14 protein-coding genes are annotated in these 16,269 nt (G+C 62.3%); 10 read left to right on the forward strand and 4 right to left on the reverse strand.

The features are described from left to right. Positions 1–25: 25 nt before the first annotated feature. Positions 26–955, forward strand: a complete 930-nt coding sequence (locus tag B9A97_RS17980; RefSeq protein WP_084366743.1) for a 1-phosphofructokinase family hexose kinase — start codon at positions 26–28, stop codon at positions 953–955. Here B9A97_RS17980 and ppsA read toward each other — a convergent pair. After that, positions 952–3,339 carry a phosphoenolpyruvate synthase gene (gene ppsA, locus B9A97_RS17985; protein WP_084366744.1) on the reverse strand — a complete coding sequence of 796 codons (2,388 nt, stop codon included), beginning with the start codon at positions 3,337–3,339 and terminating at the stop codon, positions 952–954. The two genes, B9A97_RS17980 and ppsA, sit on opposite strands and share 4 nt — an antisense overlap. Positions 3,340–3,528: 189 nt before the next feature. Between ppsA and B9A97_RS17990 the strand changes: the two genes are divergently transcribed. The 7 genes from B9A97_RS17990 (at position 3,529) to B9A97_RS18020 (ending at position 10,156) form a co-directional block, all read left to right on the forward strand. Next, the gene (locus tag B9A97_RS17990; RefSeq protein ID WP_084366745.1) at positions 3,529–4,452 is read left to right on the forward strand and encodes a LysR family transcriptional regulator; all 924 of its coding nucleotides are present in this window, start codon (positions 3,529–3,531) and stop codon (positions 4,450–4,452) included. 89 nt (positions 4,453–4,541) lie between these two features. Further along, complete coding sequence (locus B9A97_RS17995) at positions 4,542–5,348, forward strand: NAD(P)-dependent oxidoreductase (RefSeq protein WP_179145329.1); 807 nt, start codon at positions 4,542–4,544, stop codon at positions 5,346–5,348. A 32-nt stretch (positions 5,349–5,380) separates the two neighbouring features. Beyond that, positions 5,381–6,457, forward strand: a complete 1,077-nt coding sequence (locus B9A97_RS18000; protein WP_084366805.1) for a 4-oxalomesaconate tautomerase — start codon at positions 5,381–5,383, stop codon at positions 6,455–6,457. A 53-nt stretch (positions 6,458–6,510) separates the two neighbouring features. Beyond that, the gene (locus tag B9A97_RS18005; protein WP_084366747.1) at positions 6,511–7,230 is read left to right on the forward strand and encodes a PIG-L deacetylase family protein; all 720 of its coding nucleotides are present in this window, start codon (positions 6,511–6,513) and stop codon (positions 7,228–7,230) included. Positions 7,231–7,390: 160 nt separating this feature from the next. Further along, the gene (gene exbB / locus B9A97_RS18010; RefSeq protein ID WP_143530571.1) at positions 7,391–8,677 is read left to right on the forward strand and encodes a tonB-system energizer ExbB; all 1,287 of its coding nucleotides are present in this window, start codon (positions 7,391–7,393) and stop codon (positions 8,675–8,677) included. Between the two features lie 4 nt (positions 8,678–8,681). Next, the gene (gene exbD / locus B9A97_RS18015) at positions 8,682–9,170 is read left to right on the forward strand and encodes a TonB system transport protein ExbD (RefSeq protein ID WP_084366748.1); all 489 of its coding nucleotides are present in this window, start codon (positions 8,682–8,684) and stop codon (positions 9,168–9,170) included. Continuing rightward, the gene (locus B9A97_RS18020; protein ID WP_084366749.1) at positions 9,167–10,156 is read left to right on the forward strand and encodes a TonB family protein; all 990 of its coding nucleotides are present in this window, start codon (positions 9,167–9,169) and stop codon (positions 10,154–10,156) included. Before exbD ends, B9A97_RS18020 begins: the two co-directional genes overlap by 4 nt. Positions 10,157–10,298: 142 nt before the next feature. On the opposite strand, the gene B9A97_RS18025 is transcribed toward B9A97_RS18020, so the two are convergent. The 3 genes from B9A97_RS18025 to B9A97_RS18035 form a co-directional block, all read right to left on the reverse strand. Next, positions 10,299–11,822 (reverse strand): bifunctional aminoglycoside phosphotransferase/ATP-binding protein, encoded by a 1,524-nt coding sequence (locus tag B9A97_RS18025; RefSeq protein WP_244564276.1) that lies wholly within the window; start codon positions 11,820–11,822, stop codon positions 10,299–10,301. 145 nt (positions 11,823–11,967) lie between these two features. Then, positions 11,968–13,509, reverse strand: a complete 1,542-nt coding sequence (locus B9A97_RS18030; RefSeq protein WP_084366751.1) for an L-piperidine-6-carboxylate dehydrogenase — start codon at positions 13,507–13,509, stop codon at positions 11,968–11,970. Between the two features lie 74 nt (positions 13,510–13,583). Continuing rightward, positions 13,584–14,867 carry an NAD(P)/FAD-dependent oxidoreductase gene (locus tag B9A97_RS18035; protein WP_084366752.1) on the reverse strand — a complete coding sequence of 428 codons (1,284 nt, stop codon included), beginning with the start codon at positions 14,865–14,867 and terminating at the stop codon, positions 13,584–13,586. A 190-nt stretch (positions 14,868–15,057) separates the two neighbouring features. Between B9A97_RS18035 and B9A97_RS18040 the strand changes: the two genes are divergently transcribed. Together B9A97_RS18040 and B9A97_RS18045 are read left to right on the forward strand one after the other, a co-directional pair. After that, on the forward strand, positions 15,058–15,963 hold the full coding sequence (locus B9A97_RS18040) for a LysR family transcriptional regulator (RefSeq protein WP_084366753.1): 906 nt from the start codon (positions 15,058–15,060) through the stop codon (positions 15,961–15,963). Between the two features lie 64 nt (positions 15,964–16,027). Further along, positions 16,028–16,264, forward strand: a complete 237-nt coding sequence (locus B9A97_RS18045; RefSeq protein WP_084366754.1) for an Lrp/AsnC ligand binding domain-containing protein — start codon at positions 16,028–16,030, stop codon at positions 16,262–16,264. Positions 16,265–16,269 lie beyond the last annotated feature (5 nt).

A 16,269-nucleotide genomic window follows, 5' to 3' on the forward strand; every position in this document is an offset into this window, starting at 1 on the left:
GGCACAGTGACAAGGTCAGCAACACATGTCGAAAATCCTTTCGATCGCTCTGAACCCGGCCATCGACATTTCAGCCGATGCAGAGACGGTTCGCCATACCCACAAGACGCGCACGCATGACCAGCAGCAGCATGCCGGCGGTGGCGGCATAAACGTCGCTCGCGTCATCGTCGAACTGGGTGGACGTTGCGAGCTTCTCTATTTTTCCGGTGGCGCGACCGGGGAACTGCTCGAAGCCATGCTGAGGCCCCTTGGCATTGTGCAGCATGCGCTGAAAATCCATGATCCGGTGCGCGTTGCCTATAATGTCCGGGAGACCTCGACCAATCTCGAATACCGTTTTGTTCCCGAAGGGCCTGAGGTCAGTGCTTCCGAACTGATGCCGGTTTTCGATCTGCTCGAGCAGAGCGATGCGGACTATGTCGTCGCCAGCGGCAGTCTACCGCGTGGCATAGCAAGCGATACCTATGCGCGGATGGCTGACATCGTGGGCAAGAACGGTGGCCGCTTCATCCTGGATACCTCAGGCGATGCGCTCCGGGAGACCCTATCCCAATCCCATGTGTTTCTGGTGAAGCCAAGCCTTGGTGAATTGCAGAGCTTTGTCGGGCGGGAGCTGGACCATCAATCGGCGGGCGAAGCCGCCCTCGAAATCGTGAGGAAGGGCATCGCCGACAACGTCGCGGTGACGCTTGGCGGCGATGGCGCGATCCTGGCACATGCCGGTGGCGTGACGCGTGTGCCGGCGATCGAGGTGCCGGTTCAATCGGCTGTCGGCGCGGGGGACAGCTTCGTCGCCGCCATGACCTGGTCGATCGCCGAAGGCCACGGCATCGAGGAGGCGTTCCGCTTCGGTCTGGCGGCCGGTGCGGCCACGGTGATGACGCCGGGCACGGAGCTTTGCCGGCGGAGCGATGTCCACCGGCTCTATGCTTCGCAGCCGAAGTCGCTTTAAGCGTTCTTTGCCTCGGCCTTCGCGACGATCTGCTTCACCGCAATGAAGCTGTCGGGGGTGACGGACATGGAATCGATGCCGCACCCGACCAGGAAGGCAGCAAATTCGGGATGGTCGCTGGGGGCCTGGCCGCAAAGACCGATCTTGGCGCCTGCCTTGCGCGCTTCCGTCACGACCCGCTCGATCATCCATTTGACGGCCTCGTCCTGTTCGTCAAACAGATCCGCGAGATCGCCTGAGTCACGATCGACCCCCAGCGTGAGTTGCGTCAGGTCGTTCGAGCCAATGGAAAAGCCATCGAACCGATCGGCAAATTTCGCAGCGAGAATGACGTTGGACGGTATCTCGCACATCACATAGACCTGGAGGCCGTTCTCTCCGCGGGTCAGTCCGTTTTCCGCCATGACCGCCAGCACCTTGTCGGCTTCGCTGACCGATCGGCAGAACGGAATCATCACGACGACATTGCTGAAGCCCATCTCCTCTCGCAGGCGCTTGATGGCCCGGCACTCCAGGGCGAAACCATCCCGGTATCGCGGCGAATAATAGCGCGAGGCGCCGCGGAAGCCGATCATGGGGTTTTCTTCCGCCCGCTCGAACTCGGCGCCACCCAGCAGCCCGGCATATTCGTTGGTCTTGAAATCGCTCATGCGCACGATGACGGGCGCCGGATAGACCGCCGCCGCCAGCCGCCCCAGGCCCAGTGCGAGTTTATCGACAAAATAGTCAGGCTTGTTGGCATAGCCGGCGGTCAGTGCTGCTATTTCGGCCTTGGCGGCGGCGTCCTTCAGGGTATCGAAGTGGATCAGGGCCATGGGATGCACGCGGATGGCGTTGCTGACCACGAATTCCATGCGCGCAAGCCCGATGCCGTCGGATGGCAACCGCCACCAGCGGAAGGCCGAGCCGGGATTAGCCAGGTTCAGCATGACTTTCGTCCGGGTCTCCGGGAGGTGGGTTACATCCAGTTCTTCCACCGAGACATCGGCGGTCCCATCATAGACGAAACCCTCGTCGCCTTCGGCGCAGGAAATGGTGACCTCCTGGCCACTATGCAGCACCTCCGTCGCATTGCCGGCACCGACGATGGCGGGCAGGCCCAGTTCGCGGCTGACGATGGCCGCATGGGAGGTCCGTCCGCCGTGGTCCGTGACAATGGCGGCGGCGCGCTTCATGATCGGCACCCAGTCGGGATCGGTGGTCTGCGTCACCAGGATCGCGCCATCGACAAACTGGTCGATGTCTCTGACGCTTTCGATCAGGCAGACCTGGCCGGCGGCGACGGCATCCCCAATGGAAAGGCCTTTTACAAGCTGTTTGCCCTTGTTCTGGATTGAGTAGGAGCGGAAAGCGCCGGCATCGCGACGCGCCTGCACCGTTTCCGGTCGAGCCTGGACGATGTACATTTCGCCGGTTCGGCCGTCGCGGGCCCATTCCATATCCATGGGGCAGCCATAATGCTGTTCGATCGTCACCGCCCATTTCGCCAGATCGACGATCTCACGGTCGTTCAGCACATAGGCAGCGCGTTCGGCTTTGGAGGTGGGAACGTTCCGCGTCGGCTTGTCGCCGGTCGCGTAGATCATCTTGATCTCCTTGGCGCCGCGCTTCTTCTCGATGATTGGCATCAACTCCGGCTTTGACAGCAATGGCTTGAACACCTGGTATTCATCGGGATCAACGGTCCCCTGAACCACGTTTTCGCCAAGACCCCAGGCGGCATTGATCAGCACGACCTTGTCGAAGCCGGTCTCGGTATCGATGGAGAACATGACGCCGGAGCCGCCGAGATCGGATCGCACCATCTGCTGCACGCCAATGGAGAGCGCCACCTTCATGTGGTCGAAGCCCTTGGCCTTGCGGTAGCTGATGGCACGGTCGGTGAAGAGCGAGGCGTAGCAGCGTCGGCAAGCGTCGATGAGCGCGGCCTCGCCCTTGATGTTCAAGAATGTCTCCTGCTGGCCGGCAAAGCTGGCATCCGGCAGGTCCTCAGCCGTGGCGCTGGAACGCACGGCGACTTCTACACCGACCACGCCGGCCCGCCGCGACAGCTCCCGATAGGCCTCAGTAATCGATGCCGAAACCGCTTCCGGCCAGTCGCCGCGCAGGAAGATCGAGCGGATCGCCTGCCCGGTATCCGCCAGCGTCGTCTTGCCCGCCTCCCAGTCCGCCAGGAGGGAGGTCATGCGCTCCTCAAGGTTGTTGGCCTTCACGTAGAGCCAGTAGGTGTCGGCGGTGGTCGCAAAACCTGGCGGCACGCGAATTCCTTCGGCTGCCAGCGTCTGGACCAATTCTCCGAGCGATGCATTCTTGCCGCCCACACCAGCGACATCGCGTCGGCCAAGGGTTTCGAACCAGGCAATCGTCTGAAAATCGGATGACATAGCGCTTCCTCCTGCTTTCGGGTTCCACTTCCCGTTGTGGACAAGCTAGGCCCGGCTTGGCTGGCGCGCTTTGACAACGATCAATGCACGGGCTTGCAACACGAAAGAAGGCCGGTTTCTGCCGCTATGCCTCTTGCGCCAAAATGCCCAATGGTCACAATTCATCGAATTGGTTCATGAGTGGGCAGAATGCGCATCGATTTTCTAGGGCTGGAAGCGTTTCTCAGCATTGCCGAGCGTGGCAGCTTCCACCGGGCGGCCGCCTCGCTCAACCTGTCGCAAACGGCGCTCAGCCATCGCATCCGCAAGCTTGAGGAGGATCTGGGGCTCAAGCTGCTGGCGCGGACCACGCGCCAGGTTTCCCTCACACCCGCGGGTTTGGAATTGCTGCCCAAGGCACGGCGGCTGATGGACGACATGGCATCCTCGCTGGACGAGCTTAGGCTGCGCGGACATGAGGGCCAGGAGCATGTGGCGATTGCCTGCCTGCCGACGCTTGCCTCCTACATGCTACCGCGCATCCTCGACAGTTTCCTTGCCTCCTTCGGCGGGGTACGTGTGCGCATCCTTGACCATTCCGCCACAGAGATTACCGAGCATGTGCGGCTGGGAGAGGTTGAATTCGGCATTTCGATCGTCTCCTCGACCTCGCCGGATCTGGAGATCACGCCGCTGTTCAAGGAGAATTTCGTCGTGGCATGCCAGGCCTCCAGCCCCTTGGCGGTGCAGGCGACCGTGACCTGGCAAGATATCGAAGCCATGCCGCTCATTCGCGTCGGAACGCTGACTGGCAATCGCATCCTGATCGACGATGCCTTGGGCTCCCGCCGCGAGAGCCTCTTGTGGCGCTATGAGGTTCGCCACATCGCCACGGCGGTCAATATGGTCAAGGCCGGTCTGGGCGTGACGGTCTTGCCGGAAGGCGCGCTTGCCGGCAGCGAGGCGTCGGGCATCGTTGGCGTGCCGATCCGAAACCCCTCGGTTAGCAGGACCATCGGCATCCTGACCCGTCGCGGCGTGCCGCTCAGTCCACCGGCCGACAGATTGCGGGAACTGGTCCAACGGGAGTTCCGGGAAGATAAAGCGCGCGCAGTTGCAGCGGGAAAATCATGATCTCGGTTCATCAAATCTGAAAATTCTATCATTTGATTGCATGAATTCTTTCGGTCATGGTGCCCCTCCAGTGCGGAGGGATGACGGATATGAAGATTGCATTGATCGGCTTTGGCGAGGTGGGCCAGACCTTTGCCGCCGGTTTTCTCCAGAATTCTGGCGTTTCGATATCTGCCTTCGACATTGCCTTCGGTCGCAACGAGGTGCTGCATCAGCGCGCGGAGAGCCTGGGCGTGGAGGCTGCGGGCAAGGCGGCTCTCGCCGCAGCGGGCGCGGATGTGGTGTTGTCGGCTGTCACGGCTGATCAGTGCGAGGCGGTTGCGCAGGACGCGGCAACCTATCTATCCCCTGAGCAGATCTTCTTTGACGTCAACTCCGCTTCGCCCAACACCAAGCGCCGGGCCGCCGCTCATATCACGGCCAAGGGCGGCAGCTATGTCGAGGGGGCTGTCATGGCAGCCGTGCTGGCGCCCAAGCTTGCCGTGCCGATTCTGGGTGGTGGGGTGCGCGCGGTCGAGCTTGCAGAAAAGCTCAATCCGCTTGGCATGAACATCACGCCCGTTGCGACCGAAATCGGCGAAGCCTCGGCCACCAAACTCTGCCGCAGCATTATGATCAAGGGGCTGGAGGCCCTGATATCGGACTGCGCTGCTGCGGCAAAAAAGGCGGGCGTTGAAAAAGCTGTCTATGCCAGCCTGGCCGAGACATTTCCATCCATTGACTGGCCTCAACTGGCGGCCGCGATGGGCGAGCGTGTCGCACGTCACGGAATACGGCGCGCCGCGGAGATGCGGGAGGCGGCCGACATGCTGGCGGAAATGGGCTTCGAAAGCGGCCTCGCGCGAGCTGTTGCCGATCGGCAGGAGCAGGGCGCTTTGGCGAACGGTAAGGGTTGATCGCCCGCGCATCGAAATGGGAGGATTTGAAAATGCAAACCGGCATTCGTTGCATGCTGATGCGAGGCGGGACATCCAAGGGCGCCTATTTTCTGGCTGAGGATCTTCCCTCCGATTTGGAAAGCCGGGACAGGCTTCTCCTGGAAGTGATGGGCTCGCCCGATCCGCGACAGGTGGATGGCGTGGGTGGCGCGCATCCCCTCACCAGCAAGGTGGCCATCGTCTCCCGTTCGACTGAGCCTGGCTGCGACATCGATTTTCTCTTCTGCCAGGTGGTGGTCGACAAGCCCGTGGTCGATACCTCGCCGAATTGCGGAAACATTCTGGCTGGCGTCGCGCCCTTTGCCATCGAGCGCGGTCTCGTGGAGGCGACGGATGGCACCACCCGTGTCGTGGTGCGCACGATCAATACAGGCACAGTGGCGGAACTGGAGGTTCAGACCCCTGGTCGGCGGGTTCGCTATGATGGTGATGCGCGGATCGATGGTGTGCCGGGAACCTCCGCCCCAGTCAGTATTGACTTTCGCGATGCGGCGGGATCGATGTGCGGATCGCTTCTGCCAACCGGCAACGCCGTAGATCTGGTCGATGGCGTGGAGGCCACGCTGATCGACAATGGCATGCCGGTGATTGTGCTGGCGGCGGAATCCGTCGGGCGGACCGGGCAGGAGCCGCGCGATCAACTGGACAAGGACACCGAACTCAAGGCGCGGCTGGAGCGCATCCGGCTTGCCGCCGGCCCGCTGATGAACCTGGGCGACGTCTCGGGCAAGGTGGTGCCGAAGATCGCCTTGGTATCCGCACCGACGGCCGGTGGCCATGTCTCGACCCGCAGCTTTATTCCGCATGAATGCCATTCCGCGATCGGCGTCTTTGCTGCCGTCACGGTGGCGACGGCCTGTGTGCTGCCGGGCTCGCCGGCGCATCGCGTGGCACGGCTTGATCCGGGGCAGGACAAGACGATCAGCGTCGAGCATCCGACCGGCGAATTCAGTGTCCGGCTGGTGCTGGAAGGGTCCGAGGATAACCCCAAGGTGGCTTCTGCGGGGCTGTTGCGAACGGCCCGGGCCCTGTTCGACGGCACAGTCTTCGCCCGCTCGCAATTTTAGACGCATCGCAAGGATCCCAGGCGTTTGCCGGATCCATCAATGGAGGAAGTCTCATGGAACAGAAATCGGGTCTCGTGATCACGGCCCATCCGGGTGATTTTGTCTGGCGGGCAGGGGGCGCAATCGCTCTCCACGCGCGCAAGGGCTATCGCATGAAGATAGCCTGCCTTTCCTATGGCGAGCGCGGTGAAAGCCAGTTTGCCTGGAAGCAGGCCGGCGTGAAACTGGAAGACGTGAAGGCGCAGCGGCGCGACGAGGCGGAACGGGCGGCCGCTATTCTGGGGGCTGAAATCGAGTTCTTCGATGCCGGCGACTACCCGCTGAGGTCCAGTGAAGCCATGCTGGATCGGCTTGTCGATATCTATCGCGAGGTGAAACCGGCTTTCGTGCTCACGCACTCGCTGCACGACCCCTACAATTTCGATCATCCGCTGGCCACGCATCTGGCCCAGGAGGCGCGCGTCATTGCCCAGGCGGCGGGCCACAAGCCGGATCCGACGCGAGCCTATACCGCGCCGCCGGTCTTCCTGTTCGAGCCGCACCAGCCGGAACAATGCGATTACAAGCCGAATGTCATTCTCAACATCGATGATGTCTGGGAAACCAAGCGCAAGGCCTTCGAGATCCTGGCCGCGCAAAAGCACCTCTGGGACTATTACACCCGGGTCGCGCTGAATCGCGGCATGCAAGGCGGGCGCAATTCCGGCCGGGCCATGACCTATGGTGAAGCCTATCAGCGGCTCTTCCCCGACATCGTCGAGGAGCTGAAGTAGACAAGACTTCTCAATTTTTTGTGGCATAAGCCATAATATTACTTGTCAAAATAAGTCAGGTTAAATATCGAAGAGAAATGCGTGACGTGATCCCGCCGACGCTCCGGCGGCCTCCGGGATCGCGGTTTCTGTTCAATGTCTGACTTAAAAGGAGCTCCCAATGCTTCAACGCCATTCGGGACCTTCCATTTTGGCGGTAGCACTGGCCACCTTTGTCTATGCGAGCGCGGATGTCTCCGCGCAGCAGGGCGAGACGGTTGCTCCCACGCAGCAGGTATCTCCAGGATCACTCCCTGCGCCGACAACGGATCGCGTGGTGACGCCGGCCAACGCAGACGGCGCTGCGGTCGCTCCGCCTGCGGAACCCCAGGCAATGCCTGCACCGCCTCAGGCCTCGCAGCCTGCCGCGTCATCAGCTCTGCCCGCCGTACCGCAGACCTCGGCCTCGCCCGCGGCGCCTGCCGATCCGGCTCCCGGTGTGGCGGCGTCCTCTGATGCGGGCGCCCAGGCTGCTCCTGGCGCCACCCAGGCTCAGGCTCCGGCCTCTCCGGCAGTCACTCTACCGGAAGGCCAGCCCGGTCAGCCGGTGCAGCTTGCGCCGCCGAGCCAGCAGAGCTTGACCCCGGCGGAAACGCAGCTGCAGCCGATTGCGGATGAACCAAGCGGCATGGAAGCCTTGATCGAGAGCTACGTGCCTGGCCTGTTGCCGGAGCGGAACGAAAACCTGCCCCATGATCTCTCGCCGATCGGCATGTTCCTGGCTGCAGACTGGGTGGTGAAGGGCGTGATGCTCTCCCTGATTTTCGCCTCGCTTGTCACCTGGACCGTCTGGATCGCCAAGACGCTGCAACTGACCGGCGCCAAGGCGCGGGCGGCGAAAGGCATCAAGGCCGTCACCACGGCTCGCTCGCTGGCCGGTGCGCTTGAGGTTCTGGGACAGCGCGGCGGCACGGTGGCATCCATGGTGCGCGTCGCTGCCCACGAAGTCAGACTTTCCGATGCCGCGATCGACCATGCAGGCGGCGAGGGCGTGAAGGAGCGCGTCGGTTCTGCGCTGAACCGTATCGAGGTGCGGGCTGGGCGCGGCATGTCGAAGGGCACCGGCGTGCTTGCCACCATCGGTTCGACCGCTCCTTTCGTCGGCCTGTTCGGCACCGTCTGGGGCATCATGAACTCGTTCATCGGCATCTCGGAATCGCAGACCACCAATCTTGCCGTCGTTGCGCCCGGCATTGCCGAGGCCTTGCTCGCCACGGCGATCGGCCTCGTGGCCGCTATCCCCGCCGTCATCATATACAACGTGTTCGCGCGCTCTGTGACCGCCTATCGCCAATCGCTTGCCGATGCGGCGGCCGGCATTGAACGCCTGGTGAGCCGAGACCTGGATTTCCGCAAGATCCCGGTCGAGGCCCGCAACAACCCCAAGATCAAGCTCGTCACGGAGTGAGCCCATGGCCGGAGGCATCAGGGAAAATCACGGAGACGACGATCTCGCCGAGAACCACGAGATCAATGTCACGCCGTTCATCGATGTGATGCTGGTGCTTCTGATCATCTTTATGGTGGCCGCGCCGCTGTCCACCGTGGACATCAATGTCGACTTGCCTGCCTCTTCCGCCACGCCGGCGAAGCGCCCGGACGAGCCTGTCTACGTTACCCTGCAGGCGGATATGAGCCTGGCGCTCGGCAATGAAACCGTGCAGCGTGAGATGCTCGGACAGGATCTCGATGCTCTGACCCAGGGCAACAAGGATGCGCGCATCTTCCTGAGGGCTGACAAGGCCGTGGACTACGGCGCCTTCATGGAGGTCATGAACCTCCTGCGGAACGCGGGATACCTGAAGATCGCGCTTGTCGGCCTGGAGACGCTGCCGCAGCCGCCTGCGGCCGCGGCGCCCGCGTCGGAAGAGGCTGCACCGGCGACAGGAGCAACGCCATGAGCACGTCAGACGGATTTCGGCGCAGCCGGGCGGCCCGGATTGGTGAGGTCGCGTTGTGGTCCTCTGCCGCTTTGGTGGTGTTTGCCGCCCATGCCTATGCGGTCGCGCTGATGCTTCAGGAACCGGAGGCCGTGATGGCCGACGATTCACCGCCGGCGGCGATCATGATCGAGCTGGCACCGGAGCCAGAGGCGGTCATCGTCGAAGAGCAGCAGATAACATCTGACGTCGTGGAGTCCGAAGAGGTCCAGTCGGCGGCGATCGAGCCGCTGCCGCAACCGATTATGGAGCTTCCGCCGGAGCCGCCGGTCATTCCGCCACCTGAGATGGCCGAACCCGTCATTGAGCCCGATCCGGAACCTGTCACTGAAAGCGTGCCGGAGCCGATGCCCGAGCCCTTGATGGAGCTTCCGCCCGAGGCGCCGGTGATCCCGCCGCCAGACATCGCCGAGCCTATCGAGGAGATCGAGCCGATCGAAGAGCAGGTGACGGCCGCGCTTGAGAATGTCGAGGTGCCGCTGCCGATCATGCGGCCGCCACCGCCGGAGCCACAGAAGGTGCCGGAAAAGAAGGTCGAGAAGAAAAAGCCGGAAAAGAAGGTAGCGAAGAAGCCGCCACCGCCACCGCCGGCCTCCAAGGCAGCGCAGGTGGCAAAGGCCGAGGTGCAGCAGTCCAACAGGACGGCGGCGCAGCAGACCAGCGCCGGCCGTGGTAGTTCTATGAAGCCTGCTGATTGGAAAGCAAAAGTATCTGCCCACATTCGCCGTCGTGTCAAATCTGTTAACAAAAACATTCGTGATTCTGTAACTGTTACGATTAGTTTTTCCTACGACGGTGCAGGAAATATTACCTCGGTTGCGGCCAAAAGCTCGACTGGAGATTCAGATCTAAACGCAGCGGCAGTATCTATTATACACCGCTCATCGCCGCTGCCCGTACCTCCGAATGGCGGAGGCTCTTTTACTCAGGCATTCGTATTCAAATAGCACTCGTATTTATCAAAGGCATAAATGACGCTCACGTTTCCTCTTAGAAAGTTAAAATTGTGATCAAGGCGCGGCGACTTAGGTCAACATGTACATTCGCGTCAACCGCATGTAGACCTTCCAAGAATGAGGCCGCTTCAGTTCAAGCCATCATAAGCCGTTCGACTGCGGCCAAGACCGCCGCCATTGTCTGCCCGGCATCTACCTCATGCCAAGTCAGGTCGGCGATATCCTTTTGCAACTGCTTCTCCAGCACATCCACCGTTGCATCCGAGGCGCCCTGCGGCCGAGCCAGTATCCTTCGGCGTAGGGTCTCGGGATCGGCCTTCAGCCACACCCCATCAAACGAAGCCCCGGCCTCGCGGGCAACTCTCTGGATTTCCGCACGCTCTTGCGGCCGGTCAAAGACGGCGTTGACGATGACTGTACCGCCGCTGGTGAGCAGGCTGCGTGCCTTGTCGCGCATCAGCGCGTAGACCTTGGCAGAGACGTCAGGCTGATAGGCTTCCAGCGGCAGACGCGTGGAGAGTTCGGTGGCGTATAGCGCCTTGCGAAGGCGGTCGCTTTCGAGAATGCGGGCGCCTGGCGGCTGGCCGATCCGGGGCACCAGGGCTTCGGCTAGGGTCGATTTGCCCGTGCCGCTGAAGCCGCCGATGGCGATCAGCCGGGGCTGTGATGGCTTCAGGAGATCCGCCGCAAAATCGAAATAGGCCTTCGCAGCTTTGGTCATCCGGCCGTCGGTATCGGCCATTTCTTCGATTTGCGTGCCCGTCACATGGGCGCGGACGGCGGCTCGCACGGCCATGAAGAGGGGCAGAAGGCCAAAGCCGGCGTCATCGCCGGTCTGGTCGAGATAGCGGTTCATGGCGAGATTGGCGAGATCCGGCAAGCCGCGATGCCACAGGTCCATCAGCAGAAAGGCGAGGTCGTAGAGCACATCGACCGTTGCGATCTGGTCGTTGAAGTCGATGCAGTCGAACAGCCGCGGCCCGCCGTCGCTCCTATAGATATTGCGCAGGTGCAGGTCGCCGTGACAGAGGCGAACATGCCCTTCGGCTTCGCGGCGGTCGAGAAGGCCGACATGGGTGCGCCAGGCGTCGCGGAAGGCTGAGGTCAGATCAGCCAGTTTTCCAGGTTCGAAAACATGGCTGGTGGCAAAGCCCGCTTCGTTGATATCTAGCACGCCGGCGATATTGGCGGAGCCGCTGCATGTGTGCAGCACAGGCGCCTTCGCGTGGAAGTCGGCGATGATATGGGCCGTCTGCTCCATGAGCGCAGGTGTCAGCCGTCCCTCGTCGGCCATGCGGTCGAACAGGTCGTGCTGCGAGAACCGCGCCATTTCCACGACGACATCGACAGGTTCTCCTGCGCCATCGAAGACAAGGCTGCCATCCGGCTGCCGGGTTATCCGGCGAATGCCGAGATAGAGATCGGGTGTCGCGCGGCTATTAAGTTCCACTTCCCGCAGGCTGAGCTTGTGGCGCAGCTCATAGGTGGAGAAATCGACATAGGGCAGCTTGATGGCGCGCTTCAGCTTGAATGCCCGGTCGCCGACCAGGAAGACGACGGAGATATGGGTTTCGATGATCCTCACGGTGCCGGTCTGGCCATAGCTTGCCGCCTGGCTCAGGAAAGCGATCGCCTCAGACTGATCGTGAATATCCAATGCTACGCCCCCGCCACCATCTATCGTCATCCTCACCGATTTCCATCATGCGGACCAGTAGGACCTTGGTCCATGCCATGACGCAAATCGCCGCGCCTGCGGTGTGGCAGACACGGCGATCAAAGCACGTTACAGATGACGAGGGTTAGCCGACGTCGAACTTCACGCCTTGGGCGAGCGGCAGGGTGCGGCCGTAATTGATGGTGTTGGTGGCGCGGCGCATATAGGCCTTCCAGGAATCCGATCCGGATTCGCGGCCGCCGCCGGTTTCCTTCTCGCCGCCAAACGCGCCGCCAATTTCGGCGCCGGAGGGGCCGATATTGACATTGGCGATGCCGCAGTCCGAGCCGCGCGGTGACACGAAGGTTTCGGCCTCGCGCATGTCATTGGTGAAGATCGACGACGACAGGCCTTGCGGCACGTCGTTGTTCAGAGCCAAAGCCTCGTCGAAGTCCTTGTATTTCACCACATAGAGGATCGGGGCGAAGGTTTCGTCGCAGACGGGACCGACCTGACCCGGCATCTCGACAATGGCGGGCCGCACGTAATAGGCGTCGCCGGCTTCGTCCCTGGACAGGCGCTCGCCGCCCGAAACTTTGCCGCCATGGGTCTTGGCTTCGTCCAGGGCTTTCTGCATGCGGGCATAGGCGCCGCCGTCGATCAGCGGACCGACCAGGGTCGAGGCCTCCAGCGGATTGCCGACGCTGACCGAGCCATAGGCCTTGATCAGGCGCGGCACGAGCGTGTCGTAGACGCTTTCATGGACGAAGAGACGGCGCAGCGTGGTGCAGCGCTGGCCGGCCGTGCCCATGGCAGCGAAGGCCACGCCGCGCAAGGTGAGGTCAAGGTCGGCAGTCGGTGTGACGATAGCGGCGTTGTTGCCGCCGAGTTCCAGGATCGCGCGGCCAAAGCGGGCGGCAAGGCGCGGACCCACGGTACGACCCATGGCCGTGGAGCCGGTGGCCGAGACGAGCGGAACCTTGGGATGATCGACCAGGGCTTCGCCGATGGCGCGGCCACCGATCAGCAGCACCGAGAGATTATCAGGGGCCGTGCCGCCTTCGGCCTTGAAGCGGGCGATTGCCTTTTCCATGATAGCCTGGGTCGCGATGGCCGTCAGCGGCGTCTTCTCAGACGGCTTCCATACCGTCGAATTGCCGCAGACCAGTGCCAGCGCCGCATTCCAGGACCAGACGGCGACCGGGAAATTGAAGGCGGAGATGATGCCGGTCACGCCCAGGGGGTGCCAGCTTTCCATCATCCGGTGTTCAGAACGCTCGGTCGCGATCGTCAGGCCATAGAGCTGGCGTGACAGGCCAACCGCGAAATCGCAGATGTCGATCATCTCCTGCACCTCGCCGAGGCCTTCGGAAACGATCTTGCCGACTTCGATCGATACCAGCTTGCCGAGGGCCGTCTTGGCGGCGCGCAGCTCCTCGCCCAGCAGGCGGATCAGTTCGCCGCGCTTCGGCGCCGGTACCAGGCGCCATTCGAGGAAAGCGGCATGGGCCTTGTCGATTGCGGCTTTCGCATCACCCTCGGAAATTTCGGCGATCTTGCCGATGACCTCGCCATTGATGGGCGAGCGCACCTCAAGCGTGCCGCCGGTCAAGCTTTCCTTGGAAACGCCGAGCGAGCTGAGGATGGTGCTCACTTCCGCGGCGAGATTGAGATTGGCGAGGGTCATGATCGTCTTTCCGTTTCGTGGCTGGTCGTTCGCGGGACAAAACCGTGTTCCGGCATCCCGAATATAAGTCTGCTTTACAATCTTGCGCCGGCGAAATGCGCAATGGCGGCTCCGGCCTCGTACCATGCTTCCTTGGCTGTGCGGAAGGGCGGCGCCTTAGGATCGGTGACGGGAAGAGGCAGTTCTTCCTCAGAGATTTGGCCGAGGATATGTCTCGCCAGCACCTTGCCGAACACGGTGCCCGGGGCGATGCCGCGTCCATTGTATCCGGAAAAACCGATTGCCGCCGGGCCGAACTTATGGAAGCGCGGCAAGGCATTGTCGGTCATGCCGATCTGGCCGTACCATTCGGTTTCGAAGTCGATGTCGGCAAGCTCGGGTAAGAGCTTGGCGAGGGCGCGCCGCGCCCAGGCCTCGTGGATCGTCGCTCCGGGGCCGCGCAAGGCACCGACGCTGCCAAAAACCAGCCGGCCGCGGGCGTCCATGCGGAAAGACGACAGGATCTCCACCGTATCCCAGCAGCCTTCCAGGCCCGGTAGGATCTTGCGGCGCTGATCGTCGGTCAGCGGGACGGTCGCGAAGTTGAAATAGGGTAGGTGCACCTGTTCTTCCCTGACGGTCTGCCAGGGGCCGTGGCTATAGGCGTCGGTGGCGACGATCAGCCAGTCGGCCGAGACGGTGCCTTCCGTCGTGTCGATCGTCCAGCGGGTGCCGTTGCGGGCGGCCGCGGTGACGGCGCTGCCGGTATGCAGCGTTGCGCCGGCAGACAGGGCAGCATGGGCAAGGCCGCGCGCATAGGCCAGCGGCTGCAGCGTGCCCGCACGCCGGTCGAGCAGCGCGCCCTGATACGCCGATGTCCCGATCCGTGCCTCAGCCTCGGCAGCCGAAAGCAGTTCCACCGGAGCGCCGCGGCGTTGCCATTGCTCGGCGCGCGCTTCGATCTCCTTGCGACCGCTATCGCCAACCGCGCAATGCAAGGTGCCGTTCTTCGTGAGTTCGCAAGCGATCTGGTGCTTCTCGATGATCTCCATCACGGCTCTGGGGCCATTGCCGAGCAGGTCGAGCAGGCGCTCCCCGTGCACAGGACCTAGTTCTCCCGGCAGGTCATCCGGCATGACCCACATGCCGGCATTGATGAGGCCGACATTGCGACCCGCGCCGCCGAAGCCGATTTCCTTTGCCTCCAGCACCACGACACGGGTTCCGGCCTCCGCCAAATGCAAGGCAGCCGACAGGCCGGTATATCCGCCACCTACGATCACCACATCAGCCTCGATTTTGCCCGCCAACGGCTGGGTTTGCGGTGCCGGTGGGGCGGTCTTTTCCCAAAGTCCGTGCGTGCGAGGATCGTTCAGCATGTGGATCGTCCAGATAGCGTGACGCGGCACGAGCGCGCCGCCGGGGCATTGCATGCGGTTCGACAGGCCCGTCCGCCGGGTTATAACAGACGCCAGTCATTCCAAATTGTACAATGCTGCAAACCTTAGCGCGTGATTTTGCAGCCATCTAGCGATAATAACTCAAGAGTTCATTCATTGGAGGCATAACATGCTGCCGGCCCGGCGCTTCCTACCGTCGCTTTCCCTGCTTGCCGCCTTCGAGGCGGCCGCCCGCACCGGCAGCATAACCGCGGCCGCACGCGAGCTGCATCTGACCCAGAGCGCCGTCAGCCGGCAGATCAAGGCCCTGGAGGACCAGCTTGGCGTGGAGCTCTTTATTCGCGAGCGCCAGACGATCCGGTTGACTGTAGCGGGGGACGGCTATGCGCGCGAAATCCGCGAGGCGTTGCGGCGTATTTCCAGCGCCTCGCTCAATCTCAGGGCCAATCCTCATGGCGGCACCCTGAACCTGGCAATTCTGCCGACCTTCGGCGCCCGTTGGCTGGCACCGCGGCTCGGGCGGTTCCTGTCGCAGAATGCCGGCATCACCATCAATCTGGTCACCCGGATTGCGCCGTTTGATTTTCGCCTCGATGCCATCGATGCGGCGATTCATTTCGGCCAGGCTGTGTGGCCCGGGGCAGACCTGGAATTCCTGATGACGGAAACGACGGTGCCGGCCTGCAGCTCCGCCTTCAAGCAGGCGCACCATATCGAAGAACCGGCCGATGTGCTGAAAGCGCCTCTCCTGCATCTGACGACCAGGCCGGACGCCTGGGAAAAATGGCTGCGGCAGAACGGTGTGGAGTTCGACAGCGTTCACGGCATGCTGTTCGACCAGTTCGCGACGGCAGCGCAGGCCGCGATTGCAGGCCTTGGCGTGGCCCTCTTGCCGGTGTTCCTGATCCAGGAGGAGTTGCAGCGCGGCGAGCTGGTGGCCGCGATTGATCGGGAAATTGAAAGCGCGGAGCGATACTATCTTGCCTATCCACGCGAGCGCGCCAGCTATCCGCCACTTGCGGCCTTCCGCGAGTGGATCGTTCGCGAGGCGCGATCAGGCCGCGATTTACCGTGAACGGACTTGCAAGCACGGCCTGCAATCGGTCAAATACACCAGCAGCATTTCTCAGGACATGACCATGAAACCGATCTTCATCCAGCTTCAATGCGTACCCGGCAAGGCCTATGAAGTGGCAGACGCGATTTACAAGACGGAACTGGTGTCCGAACTCTATTCCACCTCGGGGGAATACGACCTGCTTTTGAAGGCCTATGTCGAAGACGAGCAGGATATCGGCCGGTTCGTCAATGAACACATTGCCTGCCTGCCCGGCATCGTCCGCTCGCTGACGACAATGACCTTCAAGGCCTTCTGAGCCAG

The sequence above is a fragment of the Rhizobium sp. RU36D genome (assembly GCF_900176345.1).
In the GTDB taxonomy this organism is placed as follows: domain Bacteria; phylum Pseudomonadota; class Alphaproteobacteria; order Rhizobiales; family Rhizobiaceae; genus Allorhizobium.